The following is a 22,387-nucleotide window of genomic DNA, read 5'->3' on the forward strand; positions in this document are numbered from 1 at the left end:
TTATATCGACCTGATTTCTGTATTTATACAGAGTTCGTTTTGTCCGCTTTCTTGCGTTGAAGCGTTTTTTGTCTTTTGACGAAATGGAGTGTGGCAAGATTCTCTTTAATTTGGAAGCCAAGATCATTGGCCTTCTCACTTTGAAGATCTATATTGTCTGTAAAGGTATATTGAAGGAATCCATTTATGAGCTACATTGCCACAACCGACGATCTTTTTTTCAGCCGCACCGATCTGGATCAAAAGCGGCTGGAAAGTATTGTCAACAATGCACTAACGGGTGCCGATGATGGCGAGCTCTATCTTGAATACCGCCAATCCGAAGGGATGGTGTTCGATGACGGACGCCTGAAAAACGCAAGCTTTGACACATCTCAGGGATTTGGACTTCGCGCAATAGCAGGTGAGAGCGCAGGCTACGCCCACGCAAGTGACCTAAGTGAAGAAGCGATTAAACGTGCGGTTAATACAGTTCAAGCCGTCCACAGCGGACATTCCGGCACGATGGCTGGCTCGCCTCAAGGGACAAATTCAGCTCTCTATACAGAAAACAATCCATTATCCGCCTGTGCATTTGAGACCAAAATCAAATTACTCAGCGATATCGACGCTTATGCCCGCGCAAAAGACCCAAGAGTTGTTCAAGTTAGCGCTTCGATATCTGGCGAGTGGCAAGCTGTTCAGATTATGCGCGCTGATGCACACAAGGTCGCCGATATCCGACCTCTGGTGCGATTAAACATTTCCGTGACCGTTGCGCAGGGCGATAAGATGGAAAGCGGATCTTATGGAGGGGGTGGCCGCTTTGTTTATGACAGTCTACTTGATCCAGCTTACTGGCAAAAAGGAACCGACGAAGCGATCCGGCGTGCACTGGTCAATCTGGATGCGGTTCCGGCACCTGCCGGTGAAATGCAAGTTATCCTAGGCCCAGGTTGGCCCGGCATCCTCCTTCACGAAGCTGTTGGCCATGGCCTCGAAGGTGATTTCAACCGTAAGAAAACATCTACCTTTAGTGATCGTGTCGGCGAGCGTGTTGCCTCCAAAGGTGTTACCGTTGTTGATGACGGAACCATTGCTGATCGCAGGGGATCAATTTCTGTTGATGACGAAGGCACGCCATCACAGTGCACAACCTTGATCGAAGACGGTATTCTTGTCGGCTATATGCAGGACCGCCAAAACGCCAGATTGATGGGCGAAAATTCAACAGGTAATGGCCGTCGGCAAAGCTACGCCCATATTCCAATGCCGCGTATGACAAATACAGTCATGCTAAACGGCGAACACGATCCCAAAGAAATGCTCAAATCTGTAAAGGATGGTATTTACGCCGTAAACTTTGGCGGTGGACAGGTCGACATCACATCCGGCAAGTTCGTCTTTGCCTGTACAGAAGCCTACAAAGTGAAAGATGGTATTGTTGGTGAAGCGGTAAAAGGTGCCACCTTGATTGGTAACGGGCCCGATGCCATGCAAAAAATCTCTATGGTTGGCAATGATATGGAGATGGATGATGGCGTTGGAACATGTGGTAAAAACGGTCAAGGCGTTCCCGTTGGTGTTGGACAACCAACACTCTTGATTGATGGTATTACCGTTGGTGGGACGGCCTGAAAGAGAAAAAGCACCCTGAGTTGTTAAATTAACACTTCCTTAATGCAATCTGGAGTAGTGTTTTATTCACAACCTCCTATCGACCCTTGTATCGATATCTTTACACCCCGGTTTTATTATCGGGGTTTTTTTTAGAATTTCCCAACAAAAAAGCTGACCGCTCTTTATGCGCGCGATCAGCTTTTAAATACAGATCTCACTTGGCCGTGAAGAATTTTACTTAATAAGCATATTCAACAAAAGCAGGATCAACAGATTCATTCCAGCACTCATAATAAGCTTTTAGTTTTTCTTCAGCTGGCGTAACACCGCTTTCAGCAGTTTCCATCAAGGTGTTCAGGAAATGCACTTCATCCCGCCCCTGAGCATCTGTGCGCCCTCTGTTTTCCAGGCCACTTGCAGCAATTTCCACAACCTGCCTGGCAAGTTCTTGAATTTTTTGCCCGCGAACTTCAGCAGACAGGCCCTTTGCCGGAACTTCAGCCCTCAACAGTTGACGCTCTTCGTCAGTCCAGTCCTTCACAAGATCCCATGCAGCATCCAGTGCCGACTGGTCATAAAGCAAGCCAACCCACAAAGCAGGCAGAGCACACAAAGACTTCCAAGGGCCACCATCAGCCCCGCGCATTTCAAGGAACTTCTTCATTCGGACTTCGGGGAATGCAGTAGTGATATGGTCATCCCAGTCTTTTAGCGTCGGCAATTCACCAGGGAGAATTTTCAATTTTCCCTGCATGAAATCACGAAATGATTCGCCGCTAGCATCCAAATACTTTCCATCACGATAAACAAAGTACATGGGTACATCGAGAACGTAATCCACATAACGCTCGAAACTCATGCCATCTTCAAAAACAAAAGAAAGCATCCCGCAACGATCAGGATCAGTATCAGTCCAAAGGTGACTGCGATAGCTCAAAAATCCATTTGGCTTACCATAGCTAAAGGGAGAATTCGCAAAAAGAGCGGTCGCAATTGGCTGTAATGCCAAGCTGGTACGAAACTTGTGAATCATGTCCTGTTCACTGGAGAAATCCAGATTAACCTGCACAGTGCAGCTTAATGTCATCATATCCAGACCAAGATTACCGCGTTTTGGCATGTATTCACGCATAATCTTGTATCGGCCCTTTGGCATCCAGTTCACACCCTCTTGCCCCCACTTGGGGTTAAAGCCCATGCCCAGCATGTGAATGCCAAGAGGTTCGGTGATTTCCTTCACCTGATACAGGTGAGCATGTACTTCACGGCAAGTATCATGCACAGTTTCCAAAGGCGCACCGGAAAGTTCCAACTGCCCCCCCGGCTCCAGCGTGACCGAAGCTCCGCTGTCCGTCAGCGCGATAATGTTTTCACCCTCGTATCCCGGCGTCCAACCGAAACGATTGGCGAGACCTTCGAGGATCATTTTGATTGATTTTTCACCATCATACTTAAGCGATTTAAAAGTCTCATCGCAAAAAGCAAACTTTTCGTGCTCTGTCCCAATACGCCATTGGCCCTTTGGTTTGTTGCCACTTTCCAGATAGGAAATCAGTTCGGCCTTATCCGTAATTACGGTTGATGAGGAAGAAGCGTCGGACATGTTTTACATTCCATAAAATCGGTCATCGTTTACAATAACAAGCTCAAAGTCGTCTGAAATCAGGCAACCGTGACCGGTGTTGTACCTTTTGGTGGGCGCATACCCCCATCTCCTAATATCGCCTGCCAGCAAGACAGGGCTGCAACAGCAGCAGTATCAGCCCGAAGAACCCTTGGACCAAGACCTATTGGTGTCACATAAGGAAGGCGAAGAAGAGCTTCAAGCTCTTCTTCGGCAAAACCGCCTTCCGGACCGATTAAAACTGCCCAAGGGCGTTGACCGGCACCTGGCTCCTTAACCAGTATCTCTGTTAAAGTTTCTGCAATCGGCTTTGCATCGCCAAATTCTGCGCAAACAATTAAACGCCTGTCATCAGGCCATTTATCAATGAGTTTATCCAATGTCACAGCATCATCAACTTCTGTTACCGACAAACGTTCACACTGTTCTGCTGATTCTTTTGCATGCGCCGCAAGCCGATCGCGATTAATTCGCTTCACGTCGGTATAGCGGGTAAAAACAGGCAAGATACGGGAACAACCAAGTTCCCCTGCCTTCTCGGCAAGGAAATCAATTCTCGAACGCTTGATCGGGGCAAAAACAAGCCAGATATCTGGTTCCGGGGCAGGTTCTCGACGCTGTTCTTGAATTTGCAGTGAACACCACCCCTTACCCAAACCTTCAATCACACCCAGCCACTCACCATCCCTTTCGTTAAAAAGGCCGATTCGTGCCCCTGTGTTAAGTCGCAGGACCGAGCGCAGGTAATGCGCACCAGCCGCATCAAGGCCAACAGTTGTCCCCTGGCTCAAGTTATCTTCTATATAGAGTCTGGTTACGACACGTTCCATCTCTCGAACTTACCTTCACAAAGCAGTACTTCAGGTGTATCACTCATACTTAAACAAGTAGATAACACCCCCTAAAGAGATAATACAACGCTGATATGACCAATAGTGCCAGTGACATCGCAAATGATCATATAATCATAAAAATATCTCCTGCATGGATACGGCCATATCTGCGTCTGGCAAGATTGGACCGCCCGATTGGAACCTGGTTGTTACTCTTTCCCTGCTGGTGGTCAATGTTGTTGGCGAGTAGTGCGCCCGGCTATCAAATCGGTAGCCCTTTTGCACCCTATTATTTCCTGGCTCTCTTTGCGATAGGTGCCCTCGCTATGCGAGGTGCGGGCTGTACGATTAATGATATGGCAGATAGAGAGTACGACAAAAAAATCGCCCGCACAGCCACGCGTCCTTTAGCGAGTGGCGAATTGTCCATGAAACAGGCAACAACGTTCGTGGTTCTTCAGCTAGCTATTGGTTTAGCAGTCGTTTCACAATTTAATAGCTACACCATTATTTTGGCTTCATCCGCCATACTTCTTGTGATCTGTTACCCCTTCATGAAGCGCATAACCTATTGGCCTCAGGCATGGTTGGGTCTAACATTCAACTGGGGTGCTCTGGTTGGATGGGCTGCAATACGAGGAGATCTCAGCCTCCCTCCCCTCTTGATTTATTTAGGCGGAATTGCCTGGACACTTGGATACGACACAATTTATGCGCATCAGGATAAAGAAGATGATGCATTGGTTGGCGTCAAATCCACAGCCTTAAAACTGGGTAATAAAACAAAGCATTGGCTCGTTTTCTTTTACGGCATTTGTTCTCTCTGTTTTGCCGCAGCGGGATGGTTTATGGGATTGCAGTGGCCCTTTTGGCTTGGCATTGCAGGTATTGTTTTTCATTTTTTCTGGCAAATAACCACCGTTCGTATTGATGATCCCACTGACTGCCTAAACAAATTCAAATCAAACAGAAACATCGGCTGGATCTTCCTCGCCGGGATCTATCTTGCTGCTATGGTCAAGTAGCCCAATATAAACAATACCCCGATATTAAATGACACCGATATCTAACCCCAAAAGCTTTATTGTCGAGAACACCAGACCAGCAGGCACTCCACTTCTCGGAGATAAAATCGAGCTTTATCTGGCCAATGAAGATCTACCTCTATGGCAACTGGGCGAGAAAGAACTCGATAATCTGCAACTTCCAACACCATACTGGGCTTTTGCTTGGGCTGGTGGACAAGCCCTTGCACAATACATCCTGGATAACCCTGATATCGTCCGAGGTAAAAATGTACTCGACTTTGCCTGTGGATGTGGCATAGAGGCCATTGCAGCAAAGATGTCCGAGGCCAAAACAGTCCTTGCAGCAGACATAGATTCTTTTGCCATTGCCGCTACAGAATTGAACGCAGACCTGAATCAAGTAACTCTTACAACGACAACAGAAAATCTGGTGGGGAAAGACAACCAAGGTTGGGATATCATTCTGGCAGGTGATATCTGTTATGAAGGGCCAATGGCCAACGAAATTACATCCTGGCTTTGGCAACTTTCTGCAACAGGTGTGCTGGTTCTGATGGGAGACCCAGGCAGAACCTACCTCCCCAAATCCGGTTTGAAAAAATTAATCGCCTATGGCGTACAAACCTCATCTTCTTTGGAAGATACAGATGTTAGGAATGCATGTGTTTGGGAATTTCATCAGGATCGAGCAAGCTCGTAATAAATTGCATTAAACTTTTCCTCATTACGGTTTCGCATCATAATAAGGAGCAATCTGACTGCAGAGAAATTTGGATTAGGATTACATCTTATTTTTTGACAATAGCTTCTGACAAATACGCTTAAAGCTGGACCTTAATGTACGAGCGCGTTAAAGCTCTCTTGCTAAATTAGAACTAACTGTTGGCCCGATGAACGAGTACCTGAAAAAACAAGAACAGCCCTTTGTACTGCTGGATGATACTCTTTCCGGCAAGGGCTCAATCTTGTTCATTAATCCCGGCAAAATCATAAGCTGTGAAAACCCTGAAGAACTAAAGACAGCCTTCTCTCTGATAAATCGGGAAAGAGAAGCTGGAAAACACTTGGCTGGTTTTTTGTCTTATGAACTCGGCTATCTTCTCGAAGACAAACTAACGTCACTACTGCCATCCAATACGGATCGTAACATTCCTTTGTTATGGTTTGGGTCTTTCGACAAAGCAATCACTCTTAATCCGGCTGAGGCCAATAAGTTCCTGGCAAAGCAACGTTCCGGGGATTACACCCTGTCCAACCTGAAACCTTCAATGAATGAGCAAAACTATTGCAATGCTATTCATAAAGTTCAGGACTATGTTGCAGCCGGCGACACCTATCAGGTCAACTACACTTTCAAACATCACTTTGACATATCGGGTGACCCCATTGCGTTGTTTCAGGAACTACGGCAGCGGCAAAATGTGAGCAATGGTGCCTATATCGAAACAGGGCACCACACTATTCTCTCACTATCACCGGAAATCTTTCTCTCAACGCAAGGAATTGAAGCCCGAACACGCCCCATGAAGGGAACCGTACAGCGAGGGAAAAGCCCTAAAGAAGATAACGAAAACAAGGTCTGGCTAACCAAAGACGAAAAATCACGTGCAGAAAACCTGATGATCGTCGATCTTTTACGAAACGACATGGGGCGCGTATGCGAGGTTGGTTCTGTTAAGGTTACGGAACTCTTTACCGTAGAAACCTATCGGTCTCTACATCAAATGACTTCCAACATCGTTGGTAAGCTTCGGTCAGAAATCAGCCCGGTAGATCTTATCAGACAGCTTTTTCCCTGTGGCTCTATTACTGGTGCTCCTAAAGTACGCACAATGGAGATTATTTCCGAATTGGAAGAACAGCCTCGTGGTGTTTACACTGGAAGCATAGGGCACATTGCGCCTAATGGAGACACCAGATTTAATGTCGCCATCCGTACCTTGGTGATGGACAAAAACGGTAAAGGCGAAATGGGTATCGGCAGTGGCATTGTATATGATTCCAGCCCAGAAGCCGAATATCAGGAATGCCTTCTTAAGGGACAGTTCCTGTCCGGGAATCTGGCGGGGTACACAAAACCACTTTTTGATTTGATCGAAACACTACGCTGGGAAGAAAGTACTGGATATTTCCTGCTCGAAGAGCATCTGGAACGCTTGGAAAACTCTGCAGGTTTCTTCGCTTACCCTTTCGAACAGGAAAATGTGTGTTCAGCTCTGAAAAGCCTGGAGCTCAAAGGCACGCAACGCGTAAGACTTTTACTACACAAGGATGGATCGACAACGGTCACAGCCACCCCTATGGAACATCCAGATCCTCAAAAAGAGATCACTTTCGCTGTTTCAGATAAAGTTGTCGATAGCAGCGATATTTTCTTTTATCACAAAACAACACGACGAGAGTTTTACGAAAACGAACTTGCCGAACAAAGTAAATCCACGGGTTGCGCAGAAGTTTTATTTACCAACGAACATGGTGAAGTTACCGAAGGCGCGCGGACGAACATCTTTATTGAAATTGATGGTAAGCTCTTCACCCCCCCTATTTCGAGTGGTGTGTTGAACGGAACATTCAGAACTCATTTGCTAAAAACAAACTACAAAAGCCTCTCGGAAAAGGTTTTAACTCTTGATGATCTCAAAAAAGCAGACGCTATTTTCTTTGGGAATTCCGTGCGTAATTTAATGCTAGCTCAGCTCATTTCATAAAGAATACCGATAAAAAAGGGAGCGGAAAAGCTCCCTTCGTCTTTAGCCTATATAGACAGCAACCAAGATCTTTTGCGAGGTTATGCAACCAATTTTTGAACATATCCTGGCAAAGCAAAGGCAGCCCGATGGACCTCAGGCGTGTAATACTTCGTCTCAATAGCAGCAGCCTTATAACGCGCTTCTAATTGAGCCAGGGAAACATCCTTCAAACCCTTTTGATCGGTCCCCCAACCAAAAGCCATAGGACCACCAATATATGTTGGCACTGTGGCCAGATAGCATGTCGCCTCGGCAAAGATAGGCTTAAAAAATGTCAGAGTGGATTTCAATTCATCACCCTGTAAGAAAGGAACCCCGTTTTGAGTAACAAGAATACCACCTACTTCAAGGCACGATTTGCAATCTCTGTAGAAGTTATCTGTAAACAGAGCCTCACCGGGGCCAATCGGGTCAGTCGAATCAACGATGATAAGGTCATATTTCTCCGAGCATTCCCTCATAAAGAGGCAGCCATCAGAGATGACAAGATCTAATCGAGGATCTTCAAATGCATTGCCACAAATCATGGGAAGGTGCTTTTTACTGAGTTCAATAACAGTGCAGTCAAGCTCGACCATCGTTACCTTTTCAATAACTTGATGTTTCAGCACTTCTTCCAGCATGCCTCCGTCACCACCGCCAACGATCAAAACCTTTTTAACGGCTCCGTGGGCGAAGATTGGAAGATGGGCAAGCATTTCATGATAAATGAATTCATCCCTTTCCGTAATTTGGGTTACACCATCTAAAGCCATAATCCGGCCATAGATCTCGTTTTCATAGATAACAAGATTCTGATACTCAGTTTTATTATCGAAAAAAACTTCTTTTACACGAAAGCTTGAATGAATGTCTGCGTACAGCTTTTCTGTCACCCAGCTTTTCATTCAATTTCCTTTCTTTCGATTTCTTTTCCTCGTCGAATTTCTTCGACTAAAACTTCATCGGGGCCAAAAGCTTCTTTCAGAACATTAATTGAATTATGAGGTTCTGAATCACCACACATGAATACATCCAATGCCGCATAGCCTTTTTCAGGCCAGGTATGAATGGAAATATGTGATTCAGCCAAAACCGCGACACCGGAAACGCCGCCATTAGGGGTAAAATGATGTAAATGTATGTGCAAAAGCGTCGCGTTGGACTTTTCAACACATTCAATAAGGGTATTTTCGACAAACTTTAAATCGTCTAGTCGGCTAGCCCCTTTGAGATCAATAATCAAATGGGTACCGGCAAACCTCTCACCGTCACGCATGATGAAGAAATCCTTTTGTTCTTCATCCAAGCCAGAGACATTCGAAGCTTCGACATTTTTAGTTTCAATACCAGTCCGACAAGCGGATCCGTTTTCTTCCGTTTGGGTGGTACTTGAACCTTGATTCAAGTCCATCCCCAATTGGAAGAGGGCGTGTGCGGTAGACACTTAGCGTCCTCCCCAACCAGTAGATGACTTTGGCTCAATCGCGGTCTAATGCCGAATGCAAAAAACCCCTGTAAAGCCGCGATGTTGCGCGGTCTTTAAAGAACCTGGTTTTCAAATGCAAGCAAAAAACTCTCCTGCAATGAATGCGTGCATTAAAATGATATACTATAGGAAGGATGGAAAACATCCAATGATTGTTTTCTGACAGCTTCCACAACTTTCTTTCGGTATTGTGATATTTCAATAGATTTCAAGATCGCTGCATCCAGATCATCATCTTTCCCATGTCCTTTATGAACCACTCTGAGAACCTCTTCCTGGTCAAAAGAACGATAACGACGATTCTTTGTTGGTAGTGCCTTTAAGGCAAGTGGTTCCCCCTGAAAATTCAAGGCGCCAAACGAGCTTCGATAGACAGCAAGACTGTTGGGATCGGTAGGCAAATCCAAACCCTCGAGGGATTCCCATCGGCAATCAATATGCCCATAGGAATAGTTACCGCCCGGCAACTCGGTATCATGCATACGATGTAATTGATCCGCGGTTAACCACGTCAAAAAAACCTGCACACTGGTTCCAGGGCAATACACTAACTCGGCAGCAACTGACCCATAACGAGCAACGTGTGCGGAATACACTACATCGTGATCATGCAGCCAAATTGCCGTTAAGGGAATCGGATCCTGCCCGGAAGGATGCCCGACAAACTTTCTGGCGAGTTGTTCCGGCGCGCGATTAGAACCATGCGCAATAACGGCCTTTCGATCAGAAAGAGATATGTTGGATTCTGCAACTTTGTAAAAACTCTCGCTTCGCCCATCTATAAATAGATACGACGTTTCAGGAGCAACAAAGGGATACCCCTTTGCCAAGCGAAGCCTATCACTCTGGTCACACGGCAGTTCCCAGGGCATAAGATACGTTATCTAGTCAGTACAGGGCGGCGGAGCGTCTTTATCGACTCTCTCAATCCGGAAACGCGTTGTGCACTCATCGACCGTAAGCCACGCTCTGCGTGACCACTCTTTTTTTGCGGATTCATAATCTGCAAACGGGCCGATCCACTCTTCGTCCCCCCCAACGGCTTCGCAGAAAGAAGTATCTGCATATTCGCCGCCTACCACAAAAAACTGTGCCATTACTGTTTACTCTATACAAATCGCCGAAATTGTCTCGGTACATACGCACTTCTGGGTACTATAGGCCCCTTAACAAAAGAGTAATAGAAAAAAATTCAGAAAATTCTACAAATAAAACAAATGATCTCATCGTATTAAAAAACCGTAACCAAAAATCCCCAATAAACATAGGGGCAATATAACGGAAAGATTGCTGATTCCGCCTGATTTTTAAGAATTTTAATTTTGCGTAGCTTGGGTATAATCACTGTACAGGTTGTATAAATTTAAAAATTCATACAAGGGGTTAACATGCTTTCGGCTTTTTCCATTTTTGCCATCGCGGTCGTCGTGCTCGCGGTTATACTTGTTCTTATGGGGGTGAAATCCGTACCCCAGGGCACTGAATACACCATTGAGAGATTTGGTAGATACACCAAAACCCTTAGTCCGGGGTTGAACTTGATTGTTCCCATCGTTGATCGTGTTGGTGCCGAACTCAACATGATGGAAACCGTTATGGATGTCCCGTCTCAGGAAGTTATCACCAAGGATAACGCATTGGTTCAGGTGGATGGCGTTGTATTTTATCAAATTCTTGATGCCGCCATGGCTGCATACGAGGTCAGAAACCTTGAGCGTGCAATCTTAAACCTGACCATGACAAATATTCGTACTGTTATGGGATCCATGGATTTGGATGAACTTCTCTCAAAACGAGACAAGATTAATGCCGAGCTCATTACCGTCGTTGATGAGGCAACAGCACCTTGGGGCGTAAAAGTCACACGTATTGAAATTAAAGATATCACCCCCCCTGCTGATTTGGTTGAATCCATGGCCCGACAAATGAAAGCAGAGCGTGACAAACGCGCCAATATTCTCGAAGCCGAAGGTATTCGCCAGGCACAAATTCTTCGTGCAGAAGGTCTTAAACAGTCCGCAATTCTAGAAGCAGAAGGTCGTAAAGAATCTGCCTTCCGTGATGCTGAAGCCCGTGAACGTGAAGCTGAAGCCGAAGCGAAGGCAGCTGAATCAGTATCAAAATCCATCGCCGAAGGTGATATTCAGGCCATCAACTACTTTGTGGCTCAAAAATATGTCGAAGCCTTTGGAAAATTTGCAGATTCACCAAATCAGAAAACCATGATCTTGCCGATGGAAGCCACTGGCATTCTTGGCTCTATCGCAGGTGTTGCCGAATTGGCGAAAACGGCTCTTGGTGACGACAGCACGTCATCATCCAAATCACCTTGGGCCACAGATAACAAAGATGGAGCTTAAATTAGATGGTAGATCTATCTGGCGTCGAATTCTGGTACTGGTGGGTTTTTGCCCTGTTCCTGTTGGCTGTTGAAGTATTTGCACCCGGCGCCATTGCCTTGTGGATGGGAATCTCTGCTGGGATCGTTGGCGGACTCCTCTATATTTTCCCGGATTTACTCTGGGAAAAGCAGATTATTATTTTCGCAGTCCTTTCTGTCGTGTCCGTGGCGGTCTGGCGTATCTATGCACGCAAGAACCCACCTGCATCTGATAATCCCAACCTGAACAAGCGTGGGTCAGACCTGATTGGGCATAGTTTCGCCCTTACAGCTGATCTCAAAAACGGTATGGGCCGGGAAACAGTTAATGGCGTTATCTGGAAAATCAAAGGTAGGGATTTACCTGAAGGTACGAAGGTGAGTATAACCAGCGTTGAAGGCACTGCCTTGATCGTTGAACCAGAAGAAGCATGATTTCATACAATGCCATACGCCTCGTTACGGGATTTTATCTCTCACCTTGAAAATCAAGGTCGCTTAGTCAGAGTCTCACATCCGGTATCTCCTGAACTGGAGATGACCGAGATACAAACAAGGTTATTGGCAGAAGAAGGACCCGCAGTCCTTTTTGAAAACGTCGTGCACCAGGACGGAACGACTTATGGCATGCCCGTCCTGGTCAACCTTTTTGGAACGGTTGAGCGCGTTGCCCTTGGCATGGAACGTACACCGGAACAACTAAGAGAAGTCGGCGAGACCCTCGCTTTCCTTCGCCAACCGGAACCACCCGCAAGTTTAAAAGAAGCCTGGAGCAATTTGCCACTCTTGAAGACAGTGATGGCAATGAAGCCCAAGAGCGTATCATCCGCCCCTTGTCAGGAAGTAGTTCTAACGGGCGATGATATCGATCTGGCAAAACTGCCAATTCAGACCTGCTGGCCCGGAGAGCCTGCTCCCCTTATTACCTGGCCGTTGGTAGTAACCAAGGGCCCCGGCGACGAAAAAACAGATGTTTACAATCTTGGCATCTACAGGATGCAGGTTCTTGGCAAAGACAAAACGTTGATGCGCTGGCTCAAACATCGTGGTGGTGCACAGCACTATGCCCGCTGGAAGAACCAAAAGCCTGACCCCTTGCCCGCTGCTGTCGTTCTTGGCTCGGACCCCGGAACAATCATCGCCGCCGTAACACCAGTACCAGATACACTTTCAGAATATCAATTTGCTGGCCTGTTACGTGGAAAAAAAGTTGAGCTTGTTGATTGTAAAACGGTCCCCCTCAAGGTTCCGGCAAACGCAGAAATCATTCTCGAGGGTTTTGTCAGCCTTGATGAATACGGTGACGAAGGTCCCTACGGTGACCACACAGGCTACTACAATTCTGTAGAACCTTTCCCCGTTTTCACTGTGACCGCTATCACCATGCGGAAAAATCCAATCTATCTTTCGACCTTTACAGGGCGTCCACCGGATGAGCCATCCGTTTTGGGCGAAGCCTTGAACGAAGTCTTCATCCCGCTCATTCAGCAACAGTTTCCAGAAATCACTGATTTCTGGTTGCCCCCCGAAGGATGTAGCTACCGGATTGCTGTTGTATCCATGAAGAAGGCATATCCCGGGCATGCCAAGCGTGTCATGCTGGGCGTATGGTCATACCTGCGCCAATTCATGTATACAAAATGGGTTATTGTCGTAGATGACGATATTAATGCCCGCGATTGGAAAGATGTGATGTGGGCCGTATCCACTAAGATGGATCCGGCTCGGGATATTACCGTAATTGAAGGGACGCCAATCGACTATCTCGACTTTGCTTCACCTGAGAGTGGCTTGGGGTCCAAAATTGGTCTGGATGCAACTGATAAATGGGAACCGGAAACCAAACGTGAGTGGGGTGAAGAAATTCGAATGGATCAAGATATTATCGATAAAGTCGATGATATGTGGTCCGATCTAGGTCTTCCCGGTTCAGGTAAAGCCATCTGGAAGAAATGACGTACTGAAAGCGAATTAAGTGTTTGATCCACAGAACCTGAAATCTGTTAAGAATTTTGAACTTTATCAATACTGGAACCAGCAAAAAGGCGACAGATTGATGCCTGCACGTGCAGACCTTGATCCTGCAGACCTCGGTCACCTGTTACCAAATATCTTAATTCATGAAGTCCAGGCCGAACCTTTGGATTTCAGATACAGATTGGTTGGTTCAGAAATCGTACGGCACATAAGCCAGAACCCGACAGGGTCCTGGATGTCACAAATTCCACGTCAGAAGAAACCCAGCAAGCTTTGGGGATTTCTGGAAGATGCCGTCATCAACAAACATCCCGTGATTGCCAACCCACCTTATCTCGGCCAATATAAAGAGTTCAAATTCATCGAAGATATTATTCTGCCGCTGTCAGCCGATGGCAAAAACGTCAACATGCTTTTCATCGGTGTTGATTTCCTGAAAGACCACAGCAAGTTACACTAACCAGCTTATTTCCAATTCTTGACTTGACCCCGGATAAAATGCAACGCATCTTAATGCCTATGACAAAAAGCGGAAAAATTCTGAGCCTACTAGAGCGACTTATGAACCCGGCCTCCTAATTGAGAGAGTCGGGGTTTATGCTATTCGCAGCTCGGAATTAACTGGAACCGCAAGATGTTTACTTCATCACACAATATGACAGGGTGCCCTGACATGGCCCCCAGGAATTTAACAAGAAGACAGCCTCAACTGAATCAGTTAGAGCGCAATTTCTGCCGCTCACTCCTCGGTGCTTTGCGACTTATTGACGATCATCGCGGCCTTTAAGCGGCCCTCGGTGATCGTACTTGTTGCCGCTGAAACCATAACCATTATTATAGATTTAATTATTCGGATGTTGCGCCCGACTTTGAGAGCGCCCCGAAACATAGAAAGAATAAAACAATGAACAAAATGCCGTTCGAACGTTATCAGCCATTTGAAACTGTCAAATTGGACAATCGCACCTGGCCTGAGAAAACTATAGAAAACGCGCCTATTTGGTGTTCCGTTGATTTACGCGATGGCAACCAGGCTCTGATCGAGCCAATGGACACCACCCGTAAATTGAAAATGTACAAGATGCTTTTGGATATGGGGTTCAAGGAAATTGAAGTCGGTTTCCCTTCTGCATCACAGACCGATTATGATTTTTTAAGAACCCTCATCGAAGAAGACATGATCCCCGATGACGTTACTATTCAGGTTTTGACACAATCAAGAGAGCATTTGATTCGTAGAACATTTGATAGTATTCGCGGTGCAAAAAGTGTCATTGTACATTTGTATAATTCAACATCCGAGCTACAGCGACGTGTTGTCTTCAGACAAGACAAACAGGGTATTATCGATATCGCCGTTGCTGGCGCAAAATTGATCAAGGAACTGATCCCAACAGTTCCGGATACAAAGATTGTACACCAATACTCACCCGAAAGTTTTACCGGTACAGAGATGCCGTTCGCGCGCGATATCTGTGAAGCTGTCATGGATGTATGGGAAGCCAGCCCGGAAAACAAAGTCATTCTGAATCTGCCCGCAACTGTGGAAATGTCCACACCAAACGTGCATGCCGATCAGATTGAATGGTTCTGTAACAACGTCAAAAATCGTGACTCGGTTATTATTTCTCTGCACCCACACAACGATAGAGGTACGGGCATTGCGGCGACAGAATTAGGCCTGTTGGCAGGTGCTGATCGCGTAGAAGGTACTCTTTTTGGTAATGGAGAGCGTACAGGTAATGTTGATCTGGTTACTCTTGCCGTGAACATGATGACACAAGGCATTGATCCCAAACTTGATGTGTCAGATATCAATAAGATCAAGGAAACTGCGGAATACTGTAACCAGCTTCCTGTTCACCCCAGACATCCTTGGGTTGGTGAGTTGGTCTACACAGCCTTTTCTGGTTCTCATCAGGATGCCATCAAAAAAGGCATGTTGGCTCTGAAAGCAAATAATTCGGATCAGTGGGAAGTCCCTTATTTGCCAATTGATCCTCAAGACATTGGCCGGAGTTACGAAGCAATCATTCGCATCAACAGCCAATCTGGTAAAGGCGGCGTTGCCTACATCATGCAGAATGATTACCACATGGACCTTCCACGTGATCTGCAAGTAAATTTCTCGAAAAAAATCCAGAATATCGCCGAAACTACCGGTAAGGAAATCACTCCTCAAATCATCTGGGACAGTTTCGAGAAAGCCTATTTGCGTACCACATCGCCGGTCGAGTTCCTGTCTCATACAACCGTGCCAGATACACACGCGGCCGAGATTCGCCATCTAACGGCAAAGATTAATCATTTTGGTGAAGCAAAAGAAATTACAGGGAAAGGAAATGGTCCTGTTGCTGGATTCACAGATGCTATTGCCGAAAACCTGGGCGTTCGCCTGAGCGTAGAGGACTATCATCAACATTCTCTGACCCATGGATCAGACGCAAAAGCCGTCGCTTATCTGGAATTGAAAACCTCAGAAGGTGAAACCGTTTGGGGTGTTGGTATTGATGCAAATACAACCGTCGCTTCAATCAAGGCGATTGTCTCTGCCACCAACCAAATCCTGGAAAACTAGATACAATCTCGATATTTTCATATCACAAACAGCGTCAGATTTCTGGCGCTGTTTGTGTTTTTACTGGATTATTGGTCGAAGAATGAGACTTTTTCTATAGCTCGCAAAAAACGAGACCACATTTTTATGCTATTGAATCGAAATAATCCAGGTTCTGCGGCTTTATCACTTCTTGTTGGTAGCCTATATATGTAGCCATAACTTTATAAAGCTAGGAAGATTTATGCCTTCGTCCAGTGACTCACAGAACCTGCTAGAAGATTTGATCAAAAAAGCAAAAGCCGCCGGTGCTGACGCAGCTGATGCCCTGATGTTCAGATCAGTATCTGTTTCTCATGCCCAACGTCTTGGGAAGATGGAGAAGCTGGAACGGGAAGAAAGTAATGATCTCGGCTTGCGGGTTTTTATTGGCAAGCGAAACGCTGTCGTCTCTTCCAGTGATGCTTCACCAGCTGCGATAAATGAACTGGTTGAGCGTGTTGTCTCTATGGCACGGGTTGTACCAGAAGATCCCTACGCCGGAATTGCAGGCGAAGACGAGATTACAAAGTCTTTTCCTCAGCTAGACATTTATGATGCAGTAGAACCTTCCGCAGACGAACTCATTAATCGCGCTAAAGAATGCGAAGAAGCTGCTTTGAGTGTTGCAGGCATTACCAATTCCGGTGGAGCGGAAGCATCCTGGGGCGAAGCCTCTATCGCTCTTGCCGCTTCCAATGGTTTCTCTGGCGCTTATAAATCCTCTGGACACTCCATCTCAGTTTCAGTTCTCGCAGGAGAAAAAGAGACAATGGAAAGGGATTACGATTTCTCAAGCGCCGTTTATGGAAGCGATCTAACCAGCGCAACTGAAATCGGGAAGAATGCCGCTGAAAAAGCCATCAAGCGATTAAACCCCAGGAAACCAGATACCTTGAACGATATCAGTGTCGTTTATGACCCTCGTGTTTCGTCCAGTATTATGGGGCATATGATCGGTGCCATTACCGGCCCTGCAATTGCCAGAGGCACCAGCTTCCTCAAAGAGTCATTGAACAAAAAGATCTTTGCTGATGGCATAAATATTGTTGATGATCCCCATCTTCACCGGGGTTTAAGATCCAAACCTTTTGACGGTGAAGGTTTGGGCAATAAAAAACAGAACATCATCAAAGATGGTGTGCTTCTAACATGGCTCCTCAGCCTGTCTTCCGCCAGACAGCTTGGCTTGCAAAGCACAGGCCATGCGTCACGGGGGACATCTGGAAATCCCTCTCCTGCACCAACTAATCTCTATATGGAAGCAGGCAAGCTGTCCCCGGCTGAATTAATCAAAGATATCAAACAGGGTTTCTTTGTTACCGAAATGATGGGGTCCAGTGTAAATGGTCTCACAGGTGACTATAGCCGCGGTGCTGGCGGATACTGGATTGAAAACGGTGAGATTTCTTACCCTGTATCAGAGGCGACAATTGCTGGTGACCTCAAGAATATGTTCTTAAATCTTACTCCCGCGAATGACCTTGTTTTCCGCTATGGCAGCAATGCCCCGACAATTCGTATTGATGGCATGACCGTCGCGGGCAACTAACTGATCACAAAACGATTAAGAATGTTCTTCCCATATTGATACAGGCAAAAATGTCGAGCACAAAATCGAACAAAATGAAATTAGGGGATGCCTCCACACAATTTCTAATCAAACGCCTGTTTAGAGATTACGTCTCCGGACAGCTCGTCAAAATAGGATTTTCGTTGGTTGCTATGGCATTTGTTGCCGGCTCAACGGTTATGCTCGCCAAGCAGATGGAACCTATCATCAATGATATATTCCTGAAACGTCAGGAAGAATTACTCCTGCCAATCGCTTTGGGTGTTGTTGGTATTTTCTTTGTGAAAGGTGCGGCAACATACGCCCAGTCGATGCTGATGCAACACGTCGGGTTGGAAATTATCGCAACAATTCAAGAGCAGCTTTTTAAAAAACTGATGCGCGCCGACCTTGCCTATTTTCACGAAGAATCTCCGGGAAATCTGGTTTCCAGATTTATGAACGATGCCAATATGCTCAAAGGTGTGGTCTCTAACACTTTGACATCCATTGGTAAGGACACCTTAACCGCCGTCGGCCTTATAGGCATGATGTTCTATCAGGATTGGCTTTTGGCTTCCATTGCTTTTGCTGCCTTTCCAACTGCAATTCTGCCAATCGCCAAAACAGGCCGAAGAATCCGCAAGGTTTCCACGAATACACAGGAGTCCATGGGGCTTTTAACCACACGACTGGACGAAGCGTTTCAAGGCATTCGCCATGTAAAAGCCTACAACATGGAAGACCACGAAACCAAACGTGTTTCGGAGACAATTCTGACAGTCCTACGCCTGAACCTGAAAGCAGCAAGAACCAGTTCTATCCTTTCACCCATCATGGAAACACTCGGTGGTATTGCCATTGCAATTGTTATTCTTTACGGCGGAAACGAAGTCATACAGGGGACTAAAGACCCCGGGTCTTTCTTTGCTTTCATAACGGCCCTTCTACTGGCGTATGAACCAATAAAGAAACTGTCCAAGCTTAATGCAAACATGCAGACAGGATTGGCAGCCGCCCACCGTGTTTATTCCATTCTTGATAGCGAACCGAGCATCAAAGATGCTTCAGGGGCCAAAGAACTGGAAATAACAAAAGGCGATGTAGTCTTCGAAAATGTTCATTTCAATTACGATGACAATACACCTGCTCTCGAAGCCATCAATCTAACCGCAAAAGCCAGTAAGACGGTCGCCCTTGTTGGAGCTTCAGGTGCAGGCAAAACATCCATTCTCAATCTCATTCCCAGATTTTACGACATTACCAAAGGTAAAATCACTTTTGACGGTCAAGATGTCCGCGATGTGAGTTTAAGCAGCCTCAGACAGGCAACAGCTTTGGTGAGTCAGGAAATCCAGCTATTCGATGATACTGTAAGGGCCAACATTGCCTATGGGAAACCCGACGCAAGCGACGAAGAAATCATCGAAGCAGCGCAAAATGCACATGCGCATGATTTCATTCTTTCCCTGCCCGAAGGATATGATACTCAGGTAGGTCCCAGAGGCTCAAGACTATCAGGCGGCCAACGCCAGCGTATCGCCATCGCCCGCGCAATGGTAAAGAATGCTCTGGTATTGCTCTTGGACGAAGCAACCTCAGCCCTGGACACAGAATCAGAACGGCACGTTCAAACAGCGCTCAATACCCTGATGAAAGGCCGGACGACTTTTGTCATTGCACACCGCCTTTCAACGGTTATCGACGCAGACATGATCTACGTAATGGATAAAGGGAGAATTATAGAAGAAGGCACCCATAGCGAGTTACTGGAAAAATCAGGAACCTATGCAAAGTTATATGCGCTTCAGTTTGCAGAAGAAGCGCAAACAGACAATGATGTTTCCCTGCCTGCTTAAACAGCCCATGAAAAGGTATGCTTAAAGAATAGTATGAAGCTGTCAAAACGGATACTCCGTTCAACCTTTTTCCAGAACCTGATTGCCAGATTGATTTCTAGCTATATCTCGCTTGTGCGCAGTACTGTGCGCTGGCAGGAAATAGTCCCCGATGAAACCCGTAAATATCTGGAGGGAGATTCGAACATCATCGGATGTTTCTGGCATGCGCGTATGATCATGATGTTCAACGCCTGGAAAGGCAGTGATCGCAGCAAATTTCATATGCTGATTTCGGCCCACAGAGATGGTCGTGTTATTGCGAAATCCATTGAAAATCTCGGCTTCAGTACAGTAGAAGGTTCCAGTCGTAGGGGTGGAGCCACTGCATTGGTTAACCTTAAACGGACACTTGATAAAGGCGGTGCCATAGGCATTACCCCTGACGGTCCCAAAGGGCCAAGAATGCGAGCAAAAACCGGCGCAATCAAAGCAGCACAAATGACCGGACGCCCGATACTTCCTGTCACAGGAACCGTTGCCAGTCGCAAAGTTTTTAATTCGTGGGATCGTTTTGTTCTACCCGCCCCCTTTACCAAGGGTGTTATTATTTGGGGAACGCCGATTTACGTTGAAAGGGATGCATCCAAGGAACAGCAGGAAAAATACCGCTTGGAATTGGAAGATCAGTTAAACAAGCTAACACAAATGGCTGACCAGTCATTTCGGCAAAATCTGATTTATCCTGATCCTATCTCCATTCAGGAACCAAGCACACAATCAGATACAATCCAAGAGATCTCAGATGCAAACACCTGAGTTTTGGAAAAGTCGTGGTTTTATAAGCACTTTCTTACTCCCCTTGTCCGGGTTTTACTATCTTGGCAGTATACTACGTCAAAAACTTTCTAATCCAATAAAGCTCGACGTTCCTGTTATCTGTGTGGGCAATTTAACGGCTGGTGGAAGTGGAAAAACCCCTATTACACTTGCTTTGGCAGACACACTTAAAAAAGCAGGAAAAAATCCACATATCGTTTCCCGTGGATATGGCGGTGAGCAAGAAGGGCCTTTGCGCGTATCGCCATCCCACCATTCTGCGCACGATGTAGGGGATGAGCCTTTGATGATGGCGCTTGCCAGTTCACAAAGCACACCAATCTGGATCAGCAAAAACAGAGTTAATGGGGCTAAAGCAGCTATAAAAGACGGAGCCGATATTATCCTTCTTGATGATGGTTTTCAGAATCCTTCACTTCAGAAAGACTTGTCAATTCTCGTCGTCGATAACAAAATCGGTTTTTCTAACGGACGCCTGATCCCCTCCGGGCCTCTGCGAGAACCCATTCACAATGGATTAAAACGTGCTGATGCTGTTTTTGTTATCAAGCAACCTAATGACACGATTAATGAAGAGTTGTCAGACGTTTTTACAGGAAAAGAAGTTTCCAGTGTCATAATAACACCTGCCGATGAAACCTGTTTATCAAGGCTCATAAACAAGAAGGTATTTGCCTTTGCTGGAATTGGCTATCCACAAAAATTCTACGACACACTGGCAAACCTTGCTGTAGATGTATGTGAGACCAAAGATTTTCCTGATCATCACCGATATACAGAAGGTGATCTCAACAAGATCCTGTCCCTTGCCAAAGAAATGGGGGCAGGTGCTATTTTTACGACAGAGAAAGATTTCGTAAAAATCCCTGACAAATTTAAAGAGGCAATCTCTTACTTGCCCATTCGCGCCGTATGGGATAATCCACAATTCATAAATTCCCTTTTGAGCAAGCTAACAGGAACCACATGACAAGAGACGTCACCTTTCGCCACAAAATTGAAGCCCTCGGGTTTCGATTTTTGCTCTGTCTGGTCGGCCTCTTTCCTGTCAAAGCCTGCTCTAACTTTGGTGGATTTTTAGGACGAACAATTGGTCCGCGCCTGGGCATAACGCGTAAAGCGGATCTCAATTTGCGTCTTGCCATGCCAGAATTATCAGAGAAAGAACGCAAACAGATTATCCGCGATATGTGGGATAACCTTGGCCGTGTTATTTTTGAATATCCGCACTTAAAAGAAATCGTCCGTACTGATCGCGATTATATAACCGTCGATGGGATTGAGAAATTTGAAGCGCCGGAAGTTAAAGATAAGGCTCTGATTTTTGTCGGCGCCCATATCGGTAATTGGGAAGTTCTCCCCATGACTGCCGCGCTACGTGGCTACCCGCAAACAATTATTGTTCGTCAACCCAATAACCCGCTTGTTGCTGCTGTCATTGATAAGATCCGTACCTCTACTGGAAACATTTCAGCAGCCAAAGGCGTTGAAGGTGCCCGGGCTTCCCTGAAAGCCATTAAAAACAAATCTGCCGTTGGAATTCTCGCTGATCAAAAAATGAATGATGGCATTGAAACACCCTTCTTTGGTATCCCAGCGATGACACCTGCCGCGCCCGCCCTTCTTGGCAGCAAACCAAACGCTGTTGTCTTTCCCATTCAGTGCATAAGAACTGGCCCTGCGAGTTTCCACCTCGTATGTCATTCTGCCATCGACTTTCCAAATGAAACCAGTCGGGATCAAGCAGGACTAAAAGGAATGACAGAACTGAATTCTATTATAGAGAGCTGGATTAGAGAGAAACCCGGTGATTGGTTATGGCTCCACCGCCGCTGGCCGAAAGATGCATACAAAAAATTGAAAGAAAGTAATTTAAGCTAAAAACTAAAGCTTATGCTGTTG

Annotated in this window: 20 protein-coding genes; 14 read left to right on the forward strand and 6 right to left on the reverse strand. The window is 46.0% G+C overall.

The window, feature by feature from the left end:
* The first annotated feature begins 186 nt into the window (after positions 1-186).
* Positions 187-1,617: a metalloprotease TldD gene (gene tldD / locus D9A03_RS13545; protein WP_120497760.1), complete on the forward strand. Its 1,431-nt coding sequence runs from the start codon at positions 187-189 to the stop codon at positions 1,615-1,617.
* A gap of 220 nt (positions 1,618-1,837) precedes the next feature.
* Here tldD and D9A03_RS13550 read toward each other — a convergent pair whose 3' ends face one another.
* Both D9A03_RS13550 and D9A03_RS13555 read right to left on the reverse strand, forming a co-directional pair.
* Entirely contained in the window at positions 1,838-3,202 is a 1,365-nt protein-coding gene (locus D9A03_RS13550; RefSeq protein ID WP_120497761.1) for a glutamate--cysteine ligase, read from the reverse strand.
* 59 nt (positions 3,203-3,261) lie between these two features.
* A complete protein-coding gene (locus tag D9A03_RS13555; protein ID WP_120497762.1) occupies positions 3,262-4,053 on the reverse strand; it encodes a 16S rRNA (uracil(1498)-N(3))-methyltransferase in 792 nt (263 codons plus the stop codon).
* A 95-nt stretch (positions 4,054-4,148) separates the two neighbouring features.
* On the opposite strand from D9A03_RS13555, the gene ubiA reads away from it, so the two are divergent.
* From ubiA to pabB, 3 genes are all read left to right on the forward strand, one after another.
* Entirely contained in the window at positions 4,149-5,081 is a 933-nt protein-coding gene (gene ubiA / locus D9A03_RS13560; protein WP_120497763.1) for a 4-hydroxybenzoate octaprenyltransferase, read from the forward strand.
* 28 nt (positions 5,082-5,109) lie between these two features.
* Positions 5,110-5,784: a methyltransferase gene (locus D9A03_RS13565; RefSeq protein WP_120497764.1), complete on the forward strand. Its 675-nt coding sequence runs from the start codon at positions 5,110-5,112 to the stop codon at positions 5,782-5,784.
* A 190-nt stretch (positions 5,785-5,974) separates the two neighbouring features.
* On the forward strand, positions 5,975-7,792 hold the full coding sequence (pabB, locus tag D9A03_RS13570) for an aminodeoxychorismate synthase component I (protein ID WP_120497765.1): 1,818 nt from the start codon (positions 5,975-5,977) through the stop codon (positions 7,790-7,792).
* Between the two features lie 80 nt (positions 7,793-7,872).
* Here the strand turns inward: pabB and speE are convergent, their stop codons facing one another.
* From speE to D9A03_RS13590, 4 genes are all read right to left on the reverse strand, one after another.
* Positions 7,873-8,721 (reverse strand): polyamine aminopropyltransferase, encoded by an 849-nt coding sequence (gene speE / locus D9A03_RS13575; RefSeq protein WP_120497766.1) that lies wholly within the window; start codon positions 8,719-8,721, stop codon positions 7,873-7,875.
* Complete coding sequence (speD, locus tag D9A03_RS13580) at positions 8,718-9,227, reverse strand: adenosylmethionine decarboxylase (protein WP_120497767.1); 510 nt, start codon at positions 9,225-9,227, stop codon at positions 8,718-8,720. Before speD ends, speE begins: the two co-directional genes overlap by 4 nt.
* Positions 9,228-9,412: 185 nt before the next feature.
* A complete protein-coding gene (locus D9A03_RS13585) occupies positions 9,413-10,174 on the reverse strand; it encodes a hypothetical protein (RefSeq protein WP_120497768.1) in 762 nt (253 codons plus the stop codon).
* Between the two features lie 12 nt (positions 10,175-10,186).
* A complete protein-coding gene (locus D9A03_RS13590; protein ID WP_120497769.1) occupies positions 10,187-10,399 on the reverse strand; it encodes a DUF4170 domain-containing protein in 213 nt (70 codons plus the stop codon).
* A 291-nt stretch (positions 10,400-10,690) separates the two neighbouring features.
* Here D9A03_RS13590 and D9A03_RS13595 point away from each other — a divergent pair, with 291 nt between their 5' ends.
* The 10 genes from D9A03_RS13595 (at position 10,691) to D9A03_RS13640 (ending at position 22,366) form a co-directional block, all read left to right on the forward strand.
* Positions 10,691-11,662 carry an SPFH domain-containing protein gene (locus D9A03_RS13595; protein ID WP_120497770.1) on the forward strand — a complete coding sequence of 324 codons (972 nt, stop codon included), beginning with the start codon at positions 10,691-10,693 and terminating at the stop codon, positions 11,660-11,662.
* 5 nt (positions 11,663-11,667) lie between these two features.
* A complete protein-coding gene (locus D9A03_RS13600) occupies positions 11,668-12,117 on the forward strand; it encodes an NfeD family protein (RefSeq protein WP_120497771.1) in 450 nt (149 codons plus the stop codon).
* Positions 12,118-12,126: 9 nt separating this feature from the next.
* Positions 12,127-13,638, forward strand: coding sequence for a UbiD family decarboxylase (locus tag D9A03_RS13605; RefSeq protein WP_120497772.1), 1,512 nt, complete (start codon positions 12,127-12,129; stop codon positions 13,636-13,638).
* A gap of 19 nt (positions 13,639-13,657) precedes the next feature.
* Positions 13,658-14,119, forward strand: a complete 462-nt coding sequence (locus tag D9A03_RS13610) for a PAS domain-containing protein (RefSeq protein ID WP_120497773.1) — start codon at positions 13,658-13,660, stop codon at positions 14,117-14,119.
* 444 nt (positions 14,120-14,563) lie between these two features.
* Complete coding sequence (leuA, locus tag D9A03_RS13615) at positions 14,564-16,237, forward strand: 2-isopropylmalate synthase (protein ID WP_120497774.1); 1,674 nt, start codon at positions 14,564-14,566, stop codon at positions 16,235-16,237.
* A 223-nt stretch (positions 16,238-16,460) separates the two neighbouring features.
* Entirely contained in the window at positions 16,461-17,807 is a 1,347-nt protein-coding gene (locus D9A03_RS13620) for a TldD/PmbA family protein (protein WP_120497775.1), read from the forward strand.
* 50 nt (positions 17,808-17,857) lie between these two features.
* A complete protein-coding gene (locus D9A03_RS13625) occupies positions 17,858-19,666 on the forward strand; it encodes an ABC transporter ATP-binding protein (RefSeq protein WP_120497776.1) in 1,809 nt (602 codons plus the stop codon).
* A gap of 33 nt (positions 19,667-19,699) precedes the next feature.
* On the forward strand, positions 19,700-20,464 hold the full coding sequence (locus D9A03_RS13630) for a lysophospholipid acyltransferase family protein (protein ID WP_120497777.1): 765 nt from the start codon (positions 19,700-19,702) through the stop codon (positions 20,462-20,464).
* Positions 20,451-21,455, forward strand: coding sequence for a tetraacyldisaccharide 4'-kinase (gene lpxK, locus D9A03_RS13635; RefSeq protein ID WP_120497778.1), 1,005 nt, complete (start codon positions 20,451-20,453; stop codon positions 21,453-21,455). The genes D9A03_RS13630 and lpxK overlap by 14 nt, the downstream gene beginning before the upstream one ends.
* Positions 21,452-22,366: a lysophospholipid acyltransferase family protein gene (locus tag D9A03_RS13640; RefSeq protein ID WP_120497779.1), complete on the forward strand. Its 915-nt coding sequence runs from the start codon at positions 21,452-21,454 to the stop codon at positions 22,364-22,366. Before lpxK ends, D9A03_RS13640 begins: the two co-directional genes overlap by 4 nt.
* The last annotated feature ends 21 nt before the right edge of the window (positions 22,367-22,387 follow it).

The sequence above is a fragment of the Kiloniella sp. EL199 genome (assembly GCF_900313065.1).
In the GTDB taxonomy this organism is placed as follows: domain Bacteria; phylum Pseudomonadota; class Alphaproteobacteria; order Kiloniellales; family Kiloniellaceae; genus Kiloniella.